Here is a 20679-nt window from a genome sequence, read left to right on the forward strand (position 1 = left end):
TGCACCGACTCGAAGACTTTAATGAACATCGACTATAAAGTCTGAGTTCTTTTCCATAATTCCGCATGTTTTTTTACGATATTTATAAATTCAGCCATCGCTAAGGAATGCCATCTTTTTTTATGATAAGCCATCTGCGTTAAAATACGTGTTTCATTCAAAATCAATCCACTTAATTTGTTTTCTTTCAACTCTTTTTGTACAGTGATCAACGGTAATAACGAAATTCCTAATCCGCACATCACACACTGCTTAATTGCCTCTACACTCCAGAATTCAAAGGTATTCTCCGAAACCGGTCCTTGGTGTTTCATATACTCTTCAAAGTAAGTACGGTAGCTGCACCCATGTTCTGTATATAAAATCACTTCATCAGGTGAAAAATAAAATTCATCAAATGAAATATTTTTCAACTGATGATGTTCAGGGAATATCAAGATCATTGGTTCAGTTATCAATTTTTCTATATATAAATCAGCTTCCTCTTGTTCGTACTCCAAAAGAAACGCTAAATCCACCTTCCCAGTTCGGAGATCGTTTTTTAATTCCCAGCATGTCGATGATTTCAATGTTATTTTCACTTTAGGAAAGAGCTTTTTGAATTCGTGAATAATTGGAGGTAAACGGTAAACCGTTAAAGATTCCGGAGCACCAATAACGAGAGTCCCCATCGGTTCATCGTTGGATTGTATTTGTTTTACTTTTTCAGATATCCTGATCATTTCGTTTGCATAAGGAAACAAAAGTTCCCCCGCTTCAGTTAACAGCATTTTCTTCCCAAAACGATTAAATAACGGTTTTCCTATTTCTTGCTCAATATCTTTAATATGTGAAGTTATGGTCGATTGGGCATAACCCAAATATTCAGCTGCCTTTGTAAATCCTCCCTTTTCCACAATTGTTATAAATGTTTTTAAGTGCCGTATTTCCATCATGTCTCCCCCCTTTGAACATCACTAATTCCGATGGAACAGTTCATATATATCTATTTTACCGATGAAAGGAAACAAATTACAATTGGAATATGATCGTAAAACACGTTTAGGAAAGGATGGAATGGAAAGTGAGAGAAAGAAAACTCGGCCCCGTACTTTTAAGCGGATTAATTGTTGGTCCTATTTTAGGATCGGGAATTATATTGCTTCCACCAATCATTTATGGTAAGACTGGAGATTATGCCATATTAGCATGGTTTATGATGATGATCATTAGTTTTCTATTTGCTTCATTGTTTGGAAAATTGAGTGTTTTATTTCCGAATGAATCTGGTGTTGCGCATACAGTCGATCTTGCATTTGGACAACATATAAAACAATTAACTTCTGTATTTTTTATTATTGCGGGCAGTGTGGGGCCAGTTGCCGTTCTCATGACAGCCAGTCAATATCTAAAGGCTTTGTTCAAAAGTAATGGTTGGCCGCTAGAGACATATGGAATCATTCTGATGATGATTTGTTTATTCGTTCTATTATTGAATATCTCTTCTGTAGGAAAAGTGTCATTTATGTTCTCCACAATTGCCACAGCAATATTGTTAAGTGGCGGAATTAGTTCAATTCCCTTTATGAGGGATAAAGCTTTTATTAAAACACCATTTCATCTTGATGATTTTGGTTATAGTATTCTATTACTTTTTTGGGCTCTAGTTGGTTGGGAAATTATAGGTAATTATAGTTTGGATGTCAAAAACAGAAAAAGAACGATTCCCCAAGCAATAGTAATAAGCTCAGTGGTCATCACAACGGTTTGTATTGTTGTAGCTGCTTCTTATCAATGGATTGATTTACATCACACACACACATTAACGATTATTTTAATTCCATTGCTTGGAACGTTTGCTTCACCGACAATGGCTTTCATCACAACAATATTATGTATGAGCACATATTTATTGGTTACTGGCGGAGTATCACGTCTAATAGCCTCAGAGAATAAAAAAACAACCTTGATTTCTTTCCGCTCCAAAACAAACATACCAATTGGAGCCATAGGCTTATTAACATTAATTCATACAATCGTTTTTATTCTTTTATTTATAAACTTCATTAATGTTGAACAAATTGTCGGCATAGCAAATGCTTTCTTTATTAGTAATGCGATTTGCGGTATTTTGTCTGCATATAAACTGCTACCTGGTAAGTTTTCAAAGAGTTTATCATTAATGCTTATTATCAGCTTTTTAATTATCCTTTCTTTCTCATCAATATGGGTTTTATTAATGCTTGCCCTTATAACTGCTTTTTATTTGATCCGACACTTTATTTGGATGCGTCAATTAAAGAAACCCGCTACTAATTCTCAAGACAAATTACGATTTTAAGAATTTCTCACCCAAGCTTGGATGTATAAACAAAAACGGGAGATTTTACAGTTCGTATAGGACATAGTTATTTCTTTTACAATGATTACTTACGGACACCTTCCGCTCATTTACATCATTTTATATTCATTTTGACCAGAAAAAGGGCACTGTTTTCAGTCTGTCCAAGTAAAAAAGGAAGGGTTCTTCCCTTCCTTTAGCCCCAACTTGATCCCCTGCCATTTTGAAACCAACATTTGAAGCACTGTCTGCATCAACAAAGTGAGTAAAAGGTAAGATGCTACTTGATCCATACTGTCTGTCAATGAAATTCGACTAATCATTATTTATTAAGAATTTTAATCTCTTCCTTGTAAAATAAAGAAGCAATCTCATTTCCAGACAGTTCATGTCATGTCCTTGGGACAAGTACCGATATCAATTTTTTTATTCTGTTCCAGCTCTCATTCACAATTAGGGACATTTTAGTGGCGTATCGGTATAAAGTGAACTAATTTATTAATGTTCAACAACAGAATTTCGTCTATTGACAATAAAGAATGCACAAATCATTGCAAGAATGGCCATCGCCCACCAGAACGTTGAGATCGCCTGATCATGATCGATGATAATCAAACGAATGACAGCCGTGATGCCAATATAAATAAAGTAGCGAAGCGGGAAATGAAAGTCTGATTTGAAGTATTTGATAATCAAAGCAATGAACTCAAAGTACATGAAGAATATAAGCAGTTCCCCAAGCATCTCATAATAGCTGTCCACTTTGTTGAACAGTGACTTGTATACGAATTGCACGATGTACCATGTCTCGCTGATCAGAAGTCCGCTTAAGGCTATCGCCAGGAAGAACAGACAGACATTGAGAAGCGCTTGTAACAGGTAAGGCGCCTTTTTAAAATTGTTGGAAAATCTCATCTTGTTGTCTCCTATTACAATATTTTCGTCGTTTTGATTCGCAGCCTACATCTTTCTGTTCCAAAATCGCAGCACGATGCAGTACTTGGAATTCTTTTGTATACTGTGAAACTGCCCCTGCATGCGGGACATCATTCGCGCAATGCTTCTTTCACCGAGTCCGTTGCTGTCCGGTGTTACATCCGCAAGTTTAATCGTATTGCTAACATGAATCTCAAATATTTCTTGATCCGATATAAACGTGATGCTGATTTCTTCTTCCGGATCTGCGTATTTAAATAAGTTTGACAACACATTATCAAATACACGCCCAAGCTCCTCCAAATTCACGTTAATATAGGTTTCCGGCAGCTCGCCTGAAATATGGACCCGGAAATGCTCCTGATGAAGGATAGCAATCTGATCTGATATTAGATCGTAGATCACTTCTTTCACTGCAACGGTCTCCAGATCGGCCTCATATTCCTTGTCCAGCAGGAAATACGCAAACAGATTGTCAGACAAGCTTTTTAATTGCAGTGCTTTACCATAAGCATTGGCTACATACCGATCTTTGTTGGAACCCGCTTCGCCTCCCTCTTTTTTGGCAAACTCCAGATTCATGATCAGCGACGTCAGCGGTGTGCGCATATCGTGCGACATTTCGGTAACCAGGCTGCGGCTCTCAGCTTGCAATTCCTCGATAGCTTTAAGTTTATCCAGGAAAGCTTTCCGCAGATCCTCAATGCTCTTTGCAATCATCGCTAATTCATCATGCCCTTTTATCGTCATCTCGTAGTCCAGCTGGCCCCCTTCAAGAATATGAATCTCTTGGTGAAGCGTTTTAAGGTAGCGAAGACTTTGGCGAATGCCCAAGAGAACAATGATTAAAAAGATGAGGGTTGCACCGAGCAAATCCAAAGTAAAGGCCAGATCATAATATCGGGAAGAGTAGAAACCGTCGATAATGACTCGTCCTTCACCATCTCTGAACTTGACCGGATGTGAATGATTTTGAGCATACTGAGTCAGCTTTTCCTTTCCATAATCCGATTCAGAATAAACGGAATCATATTGCAGCTCCTGATCCTTGAATATGGTGAGGTTAATATAATTTTCTTTTTTGACCCACTCGCCAAACGCTTTTCTATCCGATGTAGACAACTCATTTTCTGAAACGTACTGACTGAATTTTTGAATGTATCTCGCTGACTCCTTGTGGTAATACTCATCCGAACTCAGGTATCCCTCGATCAGATCATCTGTGATCTTTTGCAACGTCAGAAAGATCACACCGCTCACAATCGCAGCAACCATGATCAGCAAAGCCAGTTTTTTGGTTAGCGTAAATTTACGATGTGCCAAATCGATATCCTCTTCCCCATTCAGTTTTTATATAAACCGGACGTGCCGGATCATCCTCAATTTTGGAGCGCAGCTTCCGAATATGCACCATCACCGTATTGTTGGAACAGTAAAAGTAAGGCTGTCCCCACACACTCTCATATATATTTTGAGCAGAAAATATTTTGTTGCGTTTGCTCATCAGCAGTTTCAGGATACGATATTCCAGATCTGACAGCTTGATTTGCTGCTCCTCTTTCCAAACCTCATTAAATTCTTCGCTCACTCTCAGTTTGCCCCCGATAAGAAATGTTTCTTCCTGTTCCTTCTTTTCCTGATAGATTGTATATCTGCGTAATTGAGCAATCACTCTGGCGTGAAGTTCCTCTTCCGAGAAGGGTTTAGTCATATAATCATCGCCGCCGGCGAGTAATCCCTCAGTTTTATCGAGTGTACTCGATCTGGCCGTCAGAAACAGAATTGGAACGTTAGAGGTTTTCCTGATGTGCTGACAGGTTTCGATTCCCGAAATGCCTGGCATCATAATATCCAAAATAACCAAATCGAGCGAATCATTCACAAGTTGCAATGCTCGCTGCCCATCCTTGGCTCTTAGCACCTCGTATCCTGCACGCGTAAGGGATTCCTCCAAAAGATCACCAATATCATGATCATCCTCTACGACTAATATTCGATGGGTCATGCCTCTTTCACCTCATGATTCTTGATGTTATTTCTCGTGTGACCTTACTATATATCATTCATAAGTAACACGTACGTTATAAGATACTACGTAAATCTTAACAGTTTATGAAAGCTGATGTTCGCCACAAATTTGTCACATTTTCTAAAAAAATGATGAACCTTCATAAATTGTTAAGATTCTGTCTTTATATTTATCCATTGTAAGGCTCAAGTTTTTCAGATCCGCACTGCACATTGCAATGATAAATGGAAAAGGAGTATTGATATGATTGTACAAAACGAAGGACGCGGGCAACCGGTAAGTCTGCGGGAACGGGTTCATTTTCTGGACATCGTACGTGGATTTGCCTTGCTTGGCATTATTATTGTCAACTATTTCCTGATCGTAGATTCAGTAAAGGGATTCGAAATGGCCTCCGATGACGTCCTGCACAATCTGGTTTCCTGGTTTGCCGAAGGGAAATTCGTTACATTATTCTCCTTCTTGTTCGGAGTTGGGTTTATGATCTTTATGGATCGAGCCGCGCAGAAGGTAGATAGTCCCAACAAGCTGTTTGCCCGTAGGTTATCTATCCTGTTGGGATTTGGCATTTTGCACATCACATTTGTTTGGGTCGGTGACATATTGACCTTTTACGCCGTAAGCGGCTTCCTGTTACTCGCCTTCTATAAACGCACGGCCAAAACGGTGCTTAGATGGATTATCGCACTTATCGTGTTTCAATTCCTGACCCCTGTTTTCACAATGTTGTACAATGTCATCAATACTGCAGGGTCAAAAAACCCGAATTTTTCAGAGTTTACTTTGTTTAGCCACACAACCCTTACTTACATGGAATCCATCAGCACTCGGTGGACAGATATGGTCACGATGGCGGCTGGCTCTTTCTCTATGATCTATTCCATGTTTCTCATGTTTCTGCTGGGCGTGTACTTTGTTAAGATGGAATTTTTCAAAGACATGGAAGCGAAAAAGTTCATATGGAAGCGTATCTGGATCATTAGCACAATCGCTTTTCTAATAACACAAAGCAGTATATTACTAGACATGTTTAATCTTTCTGAGAATATGCTGTGGAAGGACATTTCCTCTGTCTTGGGTCAAAATGGCGGCTTAACCGGAAGTATGTTTTATATGAGCACTTTTGCAATGCTGTTTCTGTACGTTCCTCAGCTGCGAGGCCCTATGATGATATTCACCAAAGTCGGACGGATGTCATTGACCTGTTATCTGCTTCACTCTATCATTGGAACAGTTCTGTTCCTCCGGTACGGATTCGGGCTTGCGGATCATATTCAATCCGCCGGCACGTTCATGTTCAGTCTGGCCGTGTACTTCGTGCTTATGAGCTTTAGTACATTGTGGTTGAAACGATTTAAGTACGGTCCGATGGAATTGATATGGCGCAAGCTGACGTACGGCAAAGTAAACGGGAGTCCCAAAGCGACTCCGCTGCATTCGGAAAAATCTATTCAGAAATAACCCCCTTGCACAGATTGCATGACTTCAAATTAGTTGTTGAGAAGCGGGCATTAAACGGACAGATTTGATATATATACTAGTTATTTTTATATCATTTAGGCTTCTTTGGGCTAATAAATTCACCAGAGTTTACTCAATGTGCATTGCTCATGACCGAATCTAAATTGAATCTTTTACGCATGTTCATAGTCAAAGGCGCCACATTCGACTATTTTTGCAACTTTTCGCAGGAAAAGTTTGAGAATGATGGCAAATCCCGCGTACCACACTTAATACGGCAGTGAACAATAGTAAATAAGGGTTACATGCAGCTTGTTTTCTAAGGAAACAAAGAAAAAGACATCATACAAAAAGACAGGAGAAAGCTTTTGAAGTATTTTAACGCCAAATTTACCGCGGAAGAAAAAGCGGCAGAACAGCTAGAATATTTTACCGAACGACTGAATTCGATATTTCAGCAAATGAAGGAGTGAGCAATCATGAAAACAAAAAAGGAACCAAAAGTTATTCTGGAACCAGCAAAGGAATCTGATCTGCCAGAATTCCAAAAAAAATTACAAGAAGCCTTTGCGATCGCCGTGATTGAAACGTTCGGTGATTGCGAAGGCGGACCGATTCCATCGGACAATGATGTTCAAGAGTCTTTCGACGCTCCCGGAGCAGTCGTATATCATATTCTTCGGGATGGTAAGAAGGTCGGTGGTGCAGTAGTACGTATCAACAACGAAACACATCATAATTCGCTAGATTTATTCTATGTATCTCCAGAATATCACAGCCAGGGGATTGGTCTTTCTGCTTGGAAAGCCATAGAAGAACAGTATCCGGATACTGTGCTTTGGGAAACCGTGACACCTTATTTTGAAAAGCGAAATATCAACTTCTATGTGAATAAGTGCGGATTCCATATCGTAGAGTTCTACAATGAACATCACTCTGATCCGCATATGCATCGCAATGGACGCGAAGATGACAAGCCCCTGCCGGATGATGATGACTTTTTCAGATTTGTAAAGATTATGAAAAAAAAGGACTAAACAATCGAACACTGCGATATGCCGCAGAAAGTTGCCGGTAACTTTTTTAAAGATATTTGTTTGGATCAAAAAAATTCTAAGTTAACCAATAATTCCCCATGTTTACAGAGTTGATTAATAAACGATACGAGGGATAAACGGATAAAGCCTTCCCCTTCTTTTTGAGGAGAAAGTATCAAAAGGCGGAAAGCCCTTCTCGTTATGAGAGGGCTTTAATTCGGTGTGAAAATGAAATGGATAATAAATATAAACAAAGAAATAATTAATTAGGTGATGAACGATTTATACGAATTTTAGAGAAATACTCCAACGGAGAACTTAACGAATAACAAATCACTTCTCTGTTGTGGGATGCTGCCGAAAATAAATCACTTCACAACAGACAAACTGAAAGCGGTATGAAAAAACAGCTCCGTTAAAATGGCCGGAACTGTCTTTGACTTTTGGATTTTGCAGTTATCTCCATCCGTCAGTTTAATTAGAATTCAGATAATCCAAGACACGATCAACTCTTTCATTGACTGAGTAATCTCCTTCAATTTTTAACAATGGACAAGATAAATCTGCCATCCAATGTTCGTGTAAAGCTTTGCTTCTAACTTCCATTCCGGCATGATCATATAAAGAAGCCCACTCTAAAAATGTTTTTGATTGTTCATATTTACTGCCGCCGGCTAACACTTCGTTTCCATAACGCTGAAATTCCCTATGCCTTAATCTCTCAAGCCGTATATCCTGCGGAATCCATAAGAAGATGACAAGGTCAAAATAACTTTTTAGATCATCGCCCCAGCGGCACACTGCGCCAGAAAGAATCCATTTCTCATTTATTGTCAAGTCTTTTTTAAGCAACTTTCTTCTTTCAGGGATTTCTCTTTTTTTAGTGAATTTATCTGTCCAATAGTAATCATCAGTATCAAGATGCGTATGCGGCAAATGCTTTGATAATGCAACACCCAATGTTGACGTTCCGACACCAGAGGCTCCCAATATGTGAATCTTATTTTTCATACTTCCCCCTCCTTATGAAGCAACCAAACTCCCTGTTGCATAAGGTACTTACTATTATTTTGACATAAATCCCCAAAAGCCTTTACTTTTCCAGGGGAATCCAGATGCGGTTAAAACCATACCGCTTACGAACTTCATGGTCATTTTCAAACAGAATGATTAACTTTCTCTCCGGCCTATTTTAATATCCTCATACACTTTTTCAAAAGTCTCGATTGGCAGTGAAAACTTGGTTGTTTTCTCGTTACGGTAATTGATCATGATCTCAATTTGATTATTTTTTTGTTCAAACTCAATAAGTGCGTTCTCCCATTTATCTCTGATTGAAATGAGACAATTTCCATTTTTCTTTTCCTTTTTCTTATAAATGTAATTCACTTTAACTCCCCTTTCATTGATCGGCAAAAGGTTTCGGAATAAGGAAGCTCCTAAAAAAAGGATCAAAACTTTTATCAAGTTTGATCCTTTTCCCTTTTTAGTCATTTCTTTGCGAACGTTTATAGACATTCATGGTTACCAGCCAGCTCATAACAACGATTCCTGCAAAAAGAATGAGCATATTACTGTACAAATAAGCGGAATGATCAGCGTTAACAGGCAGCAGCCTTTGATCCAGCAAGCGGACCGATAATAAACCGCCTGCAATCGAAATACCCGTTCCCTCTGATAAAAAGCTCGTAAAATTAAGCAGACTCATTCCGGCGCCGGCTTCCTTTTGTTCCAAACTGCCAGACACAATTGTAGATATAACCGTTTTTGTGAAGGAGAGCCCCCCAAAAACAAAAACGATGATAACGGTCATGAGCCAAGGTGTCGCATCTATGAAAAAGGCAGCGATTAAAAAACTGGAAGACATCAATGCAATCCCAATGGTCAGGACATATAAAGAACCTTTCCGATCAACAAGCCATCCCCCAATGTAACCGAAGATGATGACGCTCATCGTTCCGGGAAACATAATCCCGCTTCCAATTGCCGCAGTACTTAAATGGTGAACATCTTTCATCATATAAGGAACCATAGACACAAATCCTGCTGCAGTGCCGAATATCAGGCCTCCGCAAAGGGCGCCCATCATAAACAAGACATTTTTTCCCAGTGCAGGGTCAACAAAGGGATCTTGAGTTTTCCTAATATGTTTCACAAATATCAGGAAAGCCAGAATACTGATGATCAGAAAAGATAGTCTATATGACGTTGTAAACAGCAGAAAAAATACGATGCCTGCAGACATTAATATAATCCCCGCCATATCAAAGCGCCCGCTGATTCTTTCTTCCTTTTCCAGCAGTTTCATCAGGAATGGAACGGTGATAACTGTTGCTGTCGGAATAAGCAGCAAATATGACCAGTGAATATAATGAGCGATCATTCCGCCAATAGCTGGTCCGGCACCTTCCCCCATTGCCACCAGCGACCCGATCAGACCAAATGCTTTACCCCTGTTTTCTTTCGGAATATAGCGTACTACTGCAACCATCACAAGAGCCGGGAATGCGGCTGCACCAGCCCCTTGAATAAATCGGGCCAGAATGAGTACAGGAAAGAAAGAGTGTCCGACAAATCCAATAATCGACCCGAAGCCATTTACCATAATTCCAAATAGAAGCAGCTTTTTGATGCCCAGCTGATCTGATAACTTCCCATACAGAGCAGTTCCGATGGAAAAGGTTAACATAAAGGCCGTGTTCACCCAGTTTGCACTCGCCGGCAGTTTATGAAAATCGTTGGCGATATCAGGTAATGAGACGTTCAAAACCATTTCATTGAATACGCTGAAAAATGACAGAACACAAAGCCAAATGAACACTTGGTTGTGCCGTAAAGCTGACTGTGAATAAGGCGTATTCACAAATTTCCCTCCATTAATGAGGGCAGACGCAGTTTATAGGGCCATTGATACGCTTCCCTCTTTTAATTGTACCCTGTTCATTTTTTTGCACTTCATACATAACTCCCCCTGCATTGATTGATATACCTTATTATAAATCTTCAAGCCGATGTTTTGAATACTTTGCGACCACACCCGCTAAATGACGAAACATCAAATACTGTTATATTTAAAATTTACAGTACCAAAAAACCGCAATTTCATTTGCTGTTGAAAAATTGGAATAAAGCATTGTATCGACCGCTCCTATGACAAAGTTATTTTTGGCATAAAAATGACAAGCTGAAACATTAATATCTTGTGTTTCAAGCATAAGACCGCATAAATGATTCTCCTTTGCCCACTCAATCGCTTTATGTAATAGAGCCGTCCCGACACCATTTTTTCTATAATCTTTTGCAACGGCAATGTCTTCAATCAGTGCGTATCCATTCCAATTAGAACGAAGCTTACTCCGGCCGACACAGTCGTTCTCTGCGTAATAAAAAAAGACAGCTTTATCCTCTTCTTCAATATAATTGACATCAATGTCTTCATCGTCATATTTTTTGACATAAGGTTCAGCAAATTTCTCCTCTGTATATGTCCAAACATTGTCCTTAAATGAAGGGATGATTCTCCCTGAAACAACGAAAGGTTCGTTTGGTTTATTGAAGTCTTTCATATTGAATCGCGTCATTTTAGTTATCATCATAATCACCTTTCTGCATTTATTGACCTTACTTTATGTCTTTTGAACTGTTGATTCGTCTGCATGTCATGGATACCGGTTTAATAACTCTAGGACTAAAACAAAAAAGATACCAACATCGATTGGTATCATCTATTCATTCGAGCCCTTAACAATATCCTATTTCGGAGCCTCCAAACCGAATGTTGTCCATTCCTCTTTTGCCGGTCCGTAAATACCCGGAACAGGTAAACCTGCTTGTCTCATAAGGACAGTCATTTGTCCTCGATGATGGTTTTGATGTTGAATTAAAAACATCAAAAGTGAACCATTTGGCAATTGCTGACCAATAAAGTTGACACATTCTTGAAGTGTATCGTCAGTCCATTGCGTTTTTAACGCCTGTACAAATGCATTACTGGCTTGATGATAACTCTCAGCAATAAACCGCGCCGATGCAGGAACAGGATAATCTTCAGCCGGAGCGTGAAACGTTAAATCTGTGTTTGAGGTAATGATGTGAATGGCAGCGACAGTATGCCATGCAATACGGCCTAAAGTCCAATGTTGTGAAGTGATTTCTTGTTTAAGTGATTCATCAGTCAGATGATTCAGCAGTTTTTGTGTCGCATCGGCTTCGAATTCCCAAGATTTCAAAAAATGGTCTAAGGTTTGAAACATAAAAATCCTCCTTATCCTTTTTTGTTTTTCTATGTATCTACAGTTCAATTATAGTGCTCCGTTTAGTTAAAAAAGAACAAAACGATAGACAGACATTTTTAACAGAAAGCCCGATCTGACAACCACAGACAAAATATAAGAACATAACGGATAACTCTATACTTCTTTTTCTTCAATCGACAAAAAAAGGATAGCTGTTCAAACAGGATTCTTCTGTCTAATATTTTCGCTTTGCGAAAGTCCATATCGTCTTAGTGATTGAACCGGAGACAAAACAGCTCCCCGTCATCATGGCCACCCAAATGAAAAATGTCGGCTCGGCACCTATTACAATAAACATGAATATCAAGGACAAAATGAATACAATAACAACCATCATCCATACTTTTTTAAAGATGAAATACCCTAATATCCCTAACAGAAAAGAAGCTGCCGGAAGAAAAATGAGAATGATATACGCGGGACTCAACAGCGGGCTAATACAAACACCTCCCAATTTCAAAACGAGGCAGTTCCTGCTTTTTGTCTGATATGAAGTGATTTTTTTCATCTTGATATTACAAAGTTTCATTCATTTTATACATATTATACCAATTCAATCGAGTCAAATATAGATATTTATTCGTTTTTAGCATATTTTAGAAAAATCAGGAGAAATCTGAGGATAGCCCGCTTTTTCTTTCCCTAGTAAGTCCTGCCGCATTGGCTTTAGCCCATCATTGTTTTTGCAGCGCTAATATTCTCATAATCGTGTGCATGACGCTGCTTTCCTCATTTGATTTGATGACAAAGTGCGCCGCATCTTTTATTTCGTCAATGGCATTCTTAACCGCAAAGCTGTAGGATGCCGCTTCCATCAATTCTTTGTCATTGCGGCCGTCTCCGAATGCCATTGTTTCATCAGCCGAAACCCCTAATAATCGCTGCAGTTCTTGTACTGTTGTTCCTTTATGTATTCCGATATTTGATATGTCCATCCAGGTATCCTCTGATGCTACGATATATAATTGGTGAAAAAATTCATGCAGCTTTTCTCTCGTTTCCGGACAGTTGGCGTCGGGGTCATGAACCGTAATCTTGATAAAATCGTCTTTTATCTCGGTAAAATCAGTTATTCTCGTTACATGTGCATAAGAGGCATTTACATATTTCATCTCACTTTCAGACAGATTTTCTTTTACGATCGCGCCATTTTTTGTGCATGCGATAATGCTATGCCCGCAGCTGATTTTTTCTAAAGCGCCTATAATTGACAGTCCCGCTTCATTGCTGATCAAAGATTCATATACGAATGTGCCGTTCTTTTTTATACGTGTGGCACTGTCTCCTAAAATCCAAAAATCTTTCACGTCTTCTCCGAATAAAGCTTCGACCCTTTCACACTGCTTCCCGGTGCAGAGGGCGAAAGCGACATGCTGTTCCTCCATTACTCGTTTTGTTTTTTCAAATAACGTTCTGTCAAAATCGCCTTGATTATTTAAAAATGTGCCGTCTAAATCCGTAATCACTAATTTAATCATCGTTCAGCACCTCCGCAGTTAAAATGTCTTTTTCAGACAAAGGGTTTTTCACATTTGAGGATGGAATCAATCGCATTTAAGACCCCTTCTTCATTGTTTGATTGCGTGATATGCGCGGCAGCCTGTTTAATGCTTTCCTGCGCATTATCCATGGCGATCCCGTATTTCACGGCGGACACCATCTCCAGATCATTGCCGCTGTCTCCGAAGGCCGCGCATTCTTCATCATTTATCCCCCATTGTTTCTGGAGAAGCTTAATCCCGCTTGCTTTATGAAGCCCCGGTATGATCAGATCTATGTCACCGTGCCCGCTTGATACAGGCGTGACGAAAGACCCGATGGTGTTTTTCAAATGGCTCAGAAGTACGGAACAATGTTCGGCGGGAAAGCTGATGGAAAATTTAAAAATGTGATCATCGATGTTTTCAAAATGCGGCACCCTTTTTAACACATAATAATACTTACTGGCATGCAGATATTCATCTTCACTGGCATTTTCATGAATATACGCGCTTTTTTTTCCGCAGACAATGACGTTTTTCACCTCATACTGCTCTAAAGCACGGATTACTGCTTTTATAGTGTCTTCAGACATGTTACCCGCGAATAATTCTTCTCCGGCATTCACGACGAAAGCGCCATTCTCGGCAACGAAAGCGATTTCACTTTTGATTTCCGGAAAGAAGGATGTAAGCTGCGCATATTGGTTTCCGCTTGCTACGGCAAATTTAATTCCTCGCGCTTTTAATTCACGATACTGATTCATAAAACGCTCTTTGTTATATGCCATTTCATCATTCAAAAACGTTCCGTCCATATCAACCGCTATCAGTTTGATACTCATATTGTCCTCCTTTTTTCGGCCGCTTTTGTCAGAGACCCTTGAAGAGATCATGCATAAAGCGTATGAACGAATTATATCCACAGGTGTTCCGTGCCGTAAATCATTGGATGACGTCTTGTTTTGAATGACACAAAAAGTGATTTGTCACATCAATATAACACTATGTTTCTTTTAAAAATGATATGTTACGATTAGATGTACATTCACCATTCTCATAAAAAGGAGAATCCCCCTGCATGTTCACACACGAAATGATTGCTTCATTTAATGAGCTTGAAACTTCTTTATACAACTACATCTCCCAAAACAGCGAGAAAGTCGTCTATATGCGAATCCGTGAATTGGCAAATGAAACCCATGTATCGACGGCTTCTATTTTACGTTTCTGCAAAAAAATAAACTGTGAAGGGTTTTCGGAGTTTAAGGTGAAGCTGAAAATGTATACGGAGGCAAATAAAAAAACGATTTTAAAGAGTCCTCATCATTCCGTTGCCGAATTTTTTGAAAGAACAGTAAGCGGAGGCATGGAAGAAAAGCTGAAGGAAGCAGCAGCCCTTGCGGCCGATGCAGAAAGCGTCATTTTTATCGGAGTGGGAAGTTCAGGAATCCTCGCCGAATACGGAGCCAGATATTTTTCGTGCTTAGGGAAACTTTCAATGTATATTAAAGATCCTTACTTTCCGGCCCATTCCCATTTCCGTCATAACAGCATCACGATCGCATTATCGGTTTCAGGTGAAGGAGATTCTACGGTGACTCATCTGAATCAGCTGAAACAAGAAGGCAGCCGGGTCATCAGTATTACAAATCATAAACATTCAACCATTGCCAAAATGTCCGATGTGAATATTTCATATTACGTGACGGAAGAATGGGTTGAAAATGCGAATGTCACCACCCAAATCCCCGCTATGTACATACTTGAATCGATGGCTCGGGAGATATACAAATTGAGAGAATAAGTTCAGGAACGAAAACACTGATACACTGGAAATTTCGTCCTTTTTGTAAAAATAATGAAAAACCCTTCTCTGATGCTAGAGAAGGGTTTTGAGGATCACAGATGAGACACAATACAATTTGCATGGCCGGCCAGTTTATATTCTCCCAAACCGGAAGGCAGGAGAATATGATCTCCTTTTCTAAAGGGATATTCATGCCCGCCTGCAATCATTATTCCGTCTCCTTCGATCACGCTGACAAGAAGGAAGGGCTGATGCTGGAATAGATTTGCTTCACCTTTTACATCCCACTTTTCGACTGAAAAATAAGGACATTCTATTAAAATAGCCGCAAGCAGATCATCTGTTTGTTTATAGTGAACGGTCGGCCGTTCACGGACAGATGGAACGTCTATCACTTCTATACTTTTTTCCAAATGGAGCTCGCGCATCCTGCCGTCCGCATCTTTTCTTCCGTAGTCATACAATCTGTAAGTCGTATCTGAATTTTGCTGCGTCTCTAAAATAAGTGTGCTCTTTCCAATCGCGTGAACGGTGCCGCTTGGAACAAAGAAGAAATCTCCCGGCTTTACCTTAACTCTGTTCAGGAGCCCGTCCCATTCTCCGTGCTTAATCATGGATATCAGTTCTTCTTTTGTAGTTGCGTTGTGGCCGAAAATGATCTCCGCATCTTTTGCACAATCAATGATATACCAGCATTCGGTTTTTCCAAGTTCCCCGTTTTCATGCATTTTGGCAAAGTCATCATTCGGATGCACCTGAACGGACAGGTCTTGGTCCGCATCCAAAATTTTTGTAAGAAGAGGAAAACGGTCTCCTTCAAGGTTTCCGAATAAATCTCTGTGATGCTCCCACAATTCACCGAGCGTACATCCTTTATACATGCCGTTTCGAACTGTGCTCTGTCCATTTTGATGAGCGGCGAAGGCCCAGCACTCCCCTGTCCGCTCGGACGGAATATTATAGTGAAAATCACGCAGGGCGGCGCCTCCCCAAATTCTTTCTTTGAAAACCGGATTGAAAAATATCGGTTCAGTAGACATGATCATCCCCCGCTTTATTCGATTTCTTCCAGAAGCTCATACGCCTCTTCTTTTGTCTGAACGGAGAGCAGCCTTTCCCGATAGCTGTCATCCATCAGTTTTCGGGATAACATCTGCAATATTTTCAGATGCTGATTTCCGCCGCTTTCCTTCGGTACGGCAATCATAAAAATCAGTTTTGCATCAGAACCATCAAGGCTGTTCCAGTCAACACCCGAACGTCTTATTCCGAATGCGACACCCGGCGTTTTGACGGCTTCAGACTTTCCGTGCGGAATGGCGATATTCATACCTATCGCCGTGGTTCCCTGCTGTTCCCGGCTCAAAATGGCCTGCTTAAATCCGCTGTCAGACAGCAGCATACCTTGACGGGACATTTTCTCGATCATTTCATCGATAATGTCATCCCTCGTTTCGCCGGATAAATGCGGTTCAATCAAGTCCGTACTGATAATGTCAGTCAGTTTTTTGATTTCGGTCATCCCGGCTTTTCGGCTGTCAGCCTGAGATGGTTCCTTTGTTTCTTTTGCCGCTGCAGCTTCATTTGGTGCAGCAGACGGCAGCACCTCGCCGGGCGCGGGGGATTTCGCCATATCTTTCTTCAGTACATTAACCAACAGAGCGGTGACAAGAGAGCCTGCTGTTACAGCGATAAAAAACATCAGTACATGATCTACTGCTCCAAGTACAGCAACGATGGGGCCGCCGTGTGCCACTCTGTCCCCCACATGGCCGATCATTGCTATCACCGAGCCGGTCATAGAACCCGCCATAATACTCGGGATCACTCGAAGGGGGTCTTGGGCCGCAAATGGAATGGCTCCTTCCGTGATACCGAAAAGGCCCATCGTAAATGATGCTTTTCCCATTTCTCTTTCTGCGGCGGCGAATTTTCTTTTTCCTAAAAACGTCGCAATCCCAAGCCCTATCGGCGGTATACAAATGGAAACGGCAATCGGGCCCATAATTTCATAATTTCCTTCTCCGATCATTGCCGATCCGAAAAGAAAGGCCACCTTGTTTACGGGTCCTCCCATATCAAAGGAGATCATCGCTCCTAAAATCAATGCCAGGAGAATTGAGCTCGAACCTTTCATTCCCGCAAGCCAAACCGTTAATGATGCGAAAATATGAGCGACGGGGGCGCCGATCAGAAATACAAACGCCAAACCGACGATCAGTGAGGCAAACACCGGAATAATAATGATCGGCATAATCGGCTGTATTGCTTTAGGAACTTTACATTTTTTGATTCCAAGCGCCGCATATCCCGCCAAAAATCCCGCAATGATTCCTCCAAGAAATCCTGCGCCGCTTGCACTGTCGTAAAAGCTGCCGGATGCCGCAATATATCCGCCGATCATTCCGGGGACAAGACCCGGCTTATCAGCGATGCTGAACGCGATGTACCCGGCTAAAATCGGGATCATGAATGAAAAAGAAGCACTGCCGATCTGTTCAATCGTTTTCCAAAAAGACTCGTCCGGAATGACTAAGCCCTTTGGTGTTTTTTCTCCTCCAAGCGTCAATGCAACCGCTATCAATAATCCGCCGACGACAATGAAAGGAACCATAAAAGAAACGCCGTTCATTAAATGACGGTAAATCGGGTTTTGTTTTTTGCCCTGCTGACTTGCGGATTCAGCTTTTGAAGCAGATTGATAGACCGGCACTTCACCGCTAAGCGCTTTTTGAATTAATTCTTCCGGTTTGCGGATGCCTTCCTGAACCCCGACGGCCAGCAGCTTTTTTCCCGCGAATCGGTCTTTGTTCACCGAACGGTCCGCCGCGATAATGATTGCGTCCGCTTCCCGGATTTCCTCTTCGGTCAGCCTATTTTCCACCCCGATTCCGCCCTGGGTTTCCACTTTGATCTCAACGCCTAATCTGCCGGCTGCTTTTTGTAAATTTTCAGCAGCCATATACGTATGGGCAATGCCGTTCGGACATGATGTAATCGCTAACAGTTTCATATAAATCCTCCTTTGCAGTCTGAATTTCAAGATCTTGTCTCAACTTTATACTGAAATCAGCCTGTGATAAGCGCGTTTTTTTACCATAAGTTCCGGAAATAACGGCATTTTTCCCTATAAACAGAAAAAAAGCAGGGAGCCATTCCCTGCTTTTAATAGTTTAAATACGATAAAAACGTCATCACATTTTTTTCTTCCGTCAGTTTTTGAATAAATGCCGGCTGCTCGCTAAGATAGGAAAGCTCACTGAATAATTGCTTTACCTTGTTTTGATCTTCGTGTTTGACGGCAAGCATAAAAACGAGCGACACCTTTTCCGTCCCCCACTCAATCGGCTCTTTTAAGGTGGCGATTGCAATGGCTGATTGTTTGATATATTTAGAGTTCGCGTGAGGGATGGCAATACCCGCCCCGATATTTGTCGCCGACATTTTTTCTCTCATTACTGCATGGATGCCATACTCTTTTTCTACATAGCCTTTTTCATACAAAGCCTGCGCCAGCTTTTCAATGACCTGATAACGGTGCTCTGTCTCTTGCTGTAAAAAAACGAGAAACGGAGTCGTATCGTTCAGCATTTTAAACGTTTTTTGCTCCCGGCGGTGCGATGTATCAAGCTGTTGCATAAATGCGCTGAGCTTCTTTTCATCAGCAGGCTCCAAAAGCGGTGATACGACAATATGAGGGATCGTTACATTTCCAAGCCCTATCGTAGAAATGACGAAATCTATATCTTTATGCTTTTTGATATACTCTGTCAGCTCCGCTTTTGCGATACATTCTTTTACCGTAATGTGATGAAATTTGCGTTCAATTTTAGTCCGCAGCAATTGCGACATGCCAATGCCCATATGGCAGACGATGATCGTCCTTTTAGGGTTATGACTGCTTCGGCGCAGCCGTTCGATCGCTGCCTGAAAATGCAGCGTCAAATAGGCCGCCTCTTCTTCAGGAATACAGAGATCAAATGTTTGATTGATGTCTTCTAAAACGTCAATGATAAGATGAAACAAATAAGGGTACATTTTTTTGATGTCGCGAAGCATGGGGTTTGAAACAGAGAGATCATAGCTCAGCCGCTTCAACACCGGATCGAGATGAATGTTCAATCCGTTGATCAGTTCCTGGTCTTTATGAAAATCCAGCATTTGCAGTTTTGAAACACGATTGATCAAATGCCTGACGACTTTGGAAAGCTCAGAATCTTCAAGATCAAGCTTCTTTTCTTGCTGCGATGGATAGCGGACTTTCCCGCCTATTATATGTAAAGTTAAATAGACGGCTTCTTCCTCAGGAAACCGGATGGCAAATACCGGCTCAAGCCGTTTTAAACAAGCCAGTGTCCATTCATATTCTTTCTTCTTTTTTACTGCTTCCAGCTGTCTTGCAGAAATGGCGACCGGCTGTTTCATTTTGATACGGCGGATCGTCAGCAATGTATGCAGCAGCAAACTTTCAAATGTTTCATCCGTAAAATAGATAGAATGGTTTTTTTGTAATAACTTGATTTCTTTTCTCACAAAATCCGCTTCATGACTTAAAAACTTACTTTTTATAAATTGGCTTGTAAACTCCATATTATCAATCAAATCTGAAATTCGCGCCAATGCTTTTCTTTTGTTTTTTTCGTCCCCTTCAATCTTTAAGCCGAGCCGCTGTTTAGAAACCAGCGTGAGATCAAATCGCTTCAGCCACTCTTCAACCGCACTTACATCCTTTTTAATGGAAGCTCTGTTTACAAAATGCTGTGCGGCAATTTCTTTTGCGGAAACGGGCTTTGAATTCATTAATAAATCATAAGCGATGTGAAGTATTCTTTCTTCATCGGTCTTGTGCCTGCACGTAAAGTGCTCATTATAAATTTGCCGGCTTAACTGTGACCTTTCCTGTTCAGATATATGTAAATAGACGCCTAATCCCGGTTTGCGGATCAGCTGAGCTTGAGCATGTTCATTCAGGAAATCTTCAATCGTTTTCAAATCATTCCTGATCGTTTTTTCAGAACAGCGGACCCTGTCTGCGAAATCTTGCACAACTAAGTAGTCATCAGGTTCAGATAACAACAGATACAAAATCTTTTTCTGCCTTGAATTCATGTATTTCATCTGTTTTTCTATCCTTCCTGTCCGTTTCTGCTGAAGCAATTGTGATAGGTTAAATATACTGCACATACGAAACCGTTTTCATTTTATAGTGAAACAAAAGAGTAAAAAGTTTTGTTTTTTACCGCAGGTTCCGGAAAAATCATGTTTTATACAGAGCTATTCACATTGACAATAAAACACCAACCGTTTTTAAAC

The 20679-nt window shown here is 40.6% G+C and carries 20 protein-coding genes and 1 pseudogene; 5 read left to right on the plus strand and 16 right to left on the minus strand.

Annotation, left to right across the window (positions count from 1 at the left end; translation table 11 throughout):
• Positions 1-32 precede the first annotated feature (32 nt).
• On the minus strand, positions 33-932 hold the full coding sequence (locus U2H13_RS12715; RefSeq protein WP_376700810.1) for a LysR family transcriptional regulator: 900 nt from the start codon (positions 930-932) through the stop codon (positions 33-35).
• Between the two features lie 131 nt (positions 933-1063).
• Here U2H13_RS12715 and U2H13_RS12720 point away from each other — a divergent pair, with 131 nt between their 5' ends.
• Complete coding sequence (locus U2H13_RS12720) at positions 1064-2320, plus strand: APC family permease (protein ID WP_022552926.1); 1257 nt, start codon at positions 1064-1066, stop codon at positions 2318-2320.
• A 498-nt stretch (positions 2321-2818) separates the two neighbouring features.
• Here the strand turns inward: U2H13_RS12720 and psiE are convergent, their stop codons facing one another.
• The 3 genes from psiE to yrkP are packed head-to-tail and all read right to left on the minus strand — an operon-like array spanning position 2819 to position 5261.
• Positions 2819-3235 (minus strand): phosphate-starvation-inducible protein PsiE, encoded by a 417-nt coding sequence (psiE, locus tag U2H13_RS12725; RefSeq protein ID WP_012118039.1) that lies wholly within the window; start codon positions 3233-3235, stop codon positions 2819-2821.
• A gap of 45 nt (positions 3236-3280) precedes the next feature.
• A complete protein-coding gene (gene yrkQ / locus U2H13_RS12730) occupies positions 3281-4579 on the minus strand; it encodes a two-component system sensor histidine kinase YrkQ (protein WP_376700484.1) in 1299 nt (432 codons plus the stop codon).
• The gene (yrkP, locus tag U2H13_RS12735; RefSeq protein ID WP_121984376.1) at positions 4566-5261 is read right to left on the minus strand and encodes a two-component response regulator YrkP; all 696 of its coding nucleotides are present in this window, start codon (positions 5259-5261) and stop codon (positions 4566-4568) included. The genes yrkQ and yrkP overlap by 14 nt, the downstream gene beginning before the upstream one ends.
• Before the next feature lie 267 nt (positions 5262-5528).
• Here yrkP and U2H13_RS12740 point away from each other — a divergent pair, with 267 nt between their 5' ends.
• The 3 genes and pseudogenes from U2H13_RS12740 to U2H13_RS12750 all read left to right on the plus strand — a co-directional run bounded on the left by U2H13_RS12740 (position 5529) and on the right by U2H13_RS12750 (position 7783).
• Positions 5529-6746 (plus strand): DUF418 domain-containing protein, encoded by a 1218-nt coding sequence (locus U2H13_RS12740; protein WP_017418195.1) that lies wholly within the window; start codon positions 5529-5531, stop codon positions 6744-6746.
• Positions 6665-6909: pseudogene (locus tag U2H13_RS12745) on the plus strand (hypothetical protein). Before U2H13_RS12740 ends, U2H13_RS12745 begins: the two are co-directional and overlap by 82 nt.
• A 316-nt stretch (positions 6910-7225) precedes the next feature.
• Positions 7226-7783 (plus strand): GNAT family N-acetyltransferase, encoded by a 558-nt coding sequence (locus U2H13_RS12750; protein WP_376700485.1) that lies wholly within the window; start codon positions 7226-7228, stop codon positions 7781-7783.
• Positions 7784-8257: 474 nt separating this feature from the next.
• Here U2H13_RS12750 and U2H13_RS12755 read toward each other — a convergent pair whose 3' ends face one another.
• The 9 genes from U2H13_RS12755 to U2H13_RS12795 all read right to left on the minus strand — a co-directional run bounded on the left by U2H13_RS12755 (position 8258) and on the right by U2H13_RS12795 (position 14401).
• Positions 8258-8794, minus strand: a complete 537-nt coding sequence (locus tag U2H13_RS12755) for an AAA family ATPase (protein ID WP_014305463.1) — start codon at positions 8792-8794, stop codon at positions 8258-8260.
• Positions 8795-8953: 159 nt separating this feature from the next.
• A complete protein-coding gene (locus tag U2H13_RS12760) occupies positions 8954-9172 on the minus strand; it encodes a hypothetical protein (protein ID WP_376700486.1) in 219 nt (72 codons plus the stop codon).
• A gap of 97 nt (positions 9173-9269) precedes the next feature.
• Entirely contained in the window at positions 9270-10646 is a 1377-nt protein-coding gene (gene tet, locus U2H13_RS12765; protein ID WP_022552921.1) for a Tet(L)/Tet(K)/Tet(45) family tetracycline efflux MFS transporter, read from the minus strand.
• A gap of 33 nt (positions 10647-10679) precedes the next feature.
• Complete coding sequence (locus tag U2H13_RS12770) at positions 10680-10760, minus strand: tetracycline resistance efflux system leader peptide (RefSeq protein WP_106080199.1); 81 nt, start codon at positions 10758-10760, stop codon at positions 10680-10682.
• Positions 10761-10854: 94 nt separating this feature from the next.
• On the minus strand, positions 10855-11376 hold the full coding sequence (gene satA / locus U2H13_RS12775) for a streptothricin N-acetyltransferase SatA (RefSeq protein ID WP_174747246.1): 522 nt from the start codon (positions 11374-11376) through the stop codon (positions 10855-10857).
• A 159-nt stretch (positions 11377-11535) separates the two neighbouring features.
• Positions 11536-12036 (minus strand): DinB family protein, encoded by a 501-nt coding sequence (locus U2H13_RS12780; RefSeq protein WP_003152812.1) that lies wholly within the window; start codon positions 12034-12036, stop codon positions 11536-11538.
• A 217-nt stretch (positions 12037-12253) separates the two neighbouring features.
• Positions 12254-12607 (minus strand): DUF2651 family protein, encoded by a 354-nt coding sequence (locus U2H13_RS12785; protein ID WP_376700487.1) that lies wholly within the window; start codon positions 12605-12607, stop codon positions 12254-12256.
• 145 nt (positions 12608-12752) lie between these two features.
• Positions 12753-13556 (minus strand): HAD-IIB family hydrolase, encoded by an 804-nt coding sequence (locus tag U2H13_RS12790; RefSeq protein WP_167408928.1) that lies wholly within the window; start codon positions 13554-13556, stop codon positions 12753-12755.
• Between the two features lie 32 nt (positions 13557-13588).
• A complete protein-coding gene (locus tag U2H13_RS12795) occupies positions 13589-14401 on the minus strand; it encodes a Cof-type HAD-IIB family hydrolase (RefSeq protein ID WP_025649662.1) in 813 nt (270 codons plus the stop codon).
• 236 nt (positions 14402-14637) lie between these two features.
• Here U2H13_RS12795 and U2H13_RS12800 point away from each other — a divergent pair, with 236 nt between their 5' ends.
• Positions 14638-15363: a MurR/RpiR family transcriptional regulator gene (locus tag U2H13_RS12800; protein ID WP_007612737.1), complete on the plus strand. Its 726-nt coding sequence runs from the start codon at positions 14638-14640 to the stop codon at positions 15361-15363.
• Positions 15364-15458: 95 nt separating this feature from the next.
• On the opposite strand, the gene manA is transcribed toward U2H13_RS12800, so the two are convergent.
• From manA to U2H13_RS12815, 3 genes are all read right to left on the minus strand, one after another.
• The gene (manA, locus tag U2H13_RS12805; protein WP_017418205.1) at positions 15459-16406 is read right to left on the minus strand and encodes a mannose-6-phosphate isomerase, class I; all 948 of its coding nucleotides are present in this window, start codon (positions 16404-16406) and stop codon (positions 15459-15461) included.
• Positions 16407-16420: 14 nt separating this feature from the next.
• Positions 16421-18379, minus strand: coding sequence for a fructose-specific PTS transporter subunit EIIC (locus tag U2H13_RS12810; protein ID WP_014418450.1), 1959 nt, complete (start codon positions 18377-18379; stop codon positions 16421-16423).
• 152 nt (positions 18380-18531) lie between these two features.
• Entirely contained in the window at positions 18532-20484 is a 1953-nt protein-coding gene (locus U2H13_RS12815) for a BglG family transcription antiterminator (RefSeq protein ID WP_121984368.1), read from the minus strand.
• Between the last annotated feature and the right edge of the window lie 195 nt (positions 20485-20679).

It is taken from the genome of Bacillus sp. A1 (assembly GCF_042296235.1).
GTDB lineage: Bacteria > Bacillota > Bacilli > Bacillales > Bacillaceae > Bacillus > Bacillus velezensis.

Excerpts from the sequence above, each read along its gene's own strand:
- satA (WP_174747246.1), bottom strand. The coding sequence starts at position 11,376 with ATGATAACTAAAATGACGCGATTCAATATGAAAGACTTCAATAAACCA.
- U2H13_RS12795 (WP_025649662.1), bottom strand. The coding sequence starts at position 14,401 with ATGAGTATCAAACTGATAGCGGTTGATATGGACGGAACGTTTTTGAAT.
- U2H13_RS12810 (WP_014418450.1), bottom strand. The coding sequence starts at position 18,379 with ATGAAACTGTTAGCGATTACATCATGTCCGAACGGCATTGCCCATACG.
- manA (WP_017418205.1), bottom strand. The coding sequence starts at position 16,406 with ATGTCTACTGAACCGATATTTTTCAATCCGGTTTTCAAAGAAAGAATT.
- yrkP (WP_121984376.1), bottom strand. The coding sequence starts at position 5,261 with ATGACCCATCGAATATTAGTCGTAGAGGATGATCATGATATTGGTGAT.
- psiE (WP_012118039.1), bottom strand. The coding sequence starts at position 3,235 with ATGAGATTTTCCAACAATTTTAAAAAGGCGCCTTACCTGTTACAAGCG.
- U2H13_RS12715 (WP_376700810.1), bottom strand. The coding sequence starts at position 932 with ATGGAAATACGGCACTTAAAAACATTTATAACAATTGTGGAAAAGGGA.
- U2H13_RS12750 (WP_376700485.1), top strand. The coding sequence starts at position 7,226 with ATGAAAACAAAAAAGGAACCAAAAGTTATTCTGGAACCAGCAAAGGAA.
- U2H13_RS12755 (WP_014305463.1), bottom strand. The coding sequence starts at position 8,794 with ATGAAAAATAAGATTCACATATTGGGAGCCTCTGGTGTCGGAACGTCA.
- U2H13_RS12770 (WP_106080199.1), bottom strand. The coding sequence starts at position 10,760 with ATGCAGGGGGAGTTATGTATGAAGTGCAAAAAAATGAACAGGGTACAA.
- U2H13_RS12800 (WP_007612737.1), top strand. The coding sequence starts at position 14,638 with ATGTTCACACACGAAATGATTGCTTCATTTAATGAGCTTGAAACTTCT.
- U2H13_RS12815 (WP_121984368.1), bottom strand. The coding sequence starts at position 20,484 with ATGAAATACATGAATTCAAGGCAGAAAAAGATTTTGTATCTGTTGTTA.
- U2H13_RS12790 (WP_167408928.1), bottom strand. The coding sequence starts at position 13,556 with ATGATTAAATTAGTGATTACGGATTTAGACGGCACATTTTTAAATAAT.
- U2H13_RS12785 (WP_376700487.1), bottom strand. The coding sequence starts at position 12,607 with ATGAAACTTTGTAATATCAAGATGAAAAAAATCACTTCATATCAGACA.
- U2H13_RS12740 (WP_017418195.1), top strand. The coding sequence starts at position 5,529 with ATGATTGTACAAAACGAAGGACGCGGGCAACCGGTAAGTCTGCGGGAA.
- U2H13_RS12780 (WP_003152812.1), bottom strand. The coding sequence starts at position 12,036 with ATGTTTCAAACCTTAGACCATTTTTTGAAATCTTGGGAATTCGAAGCC.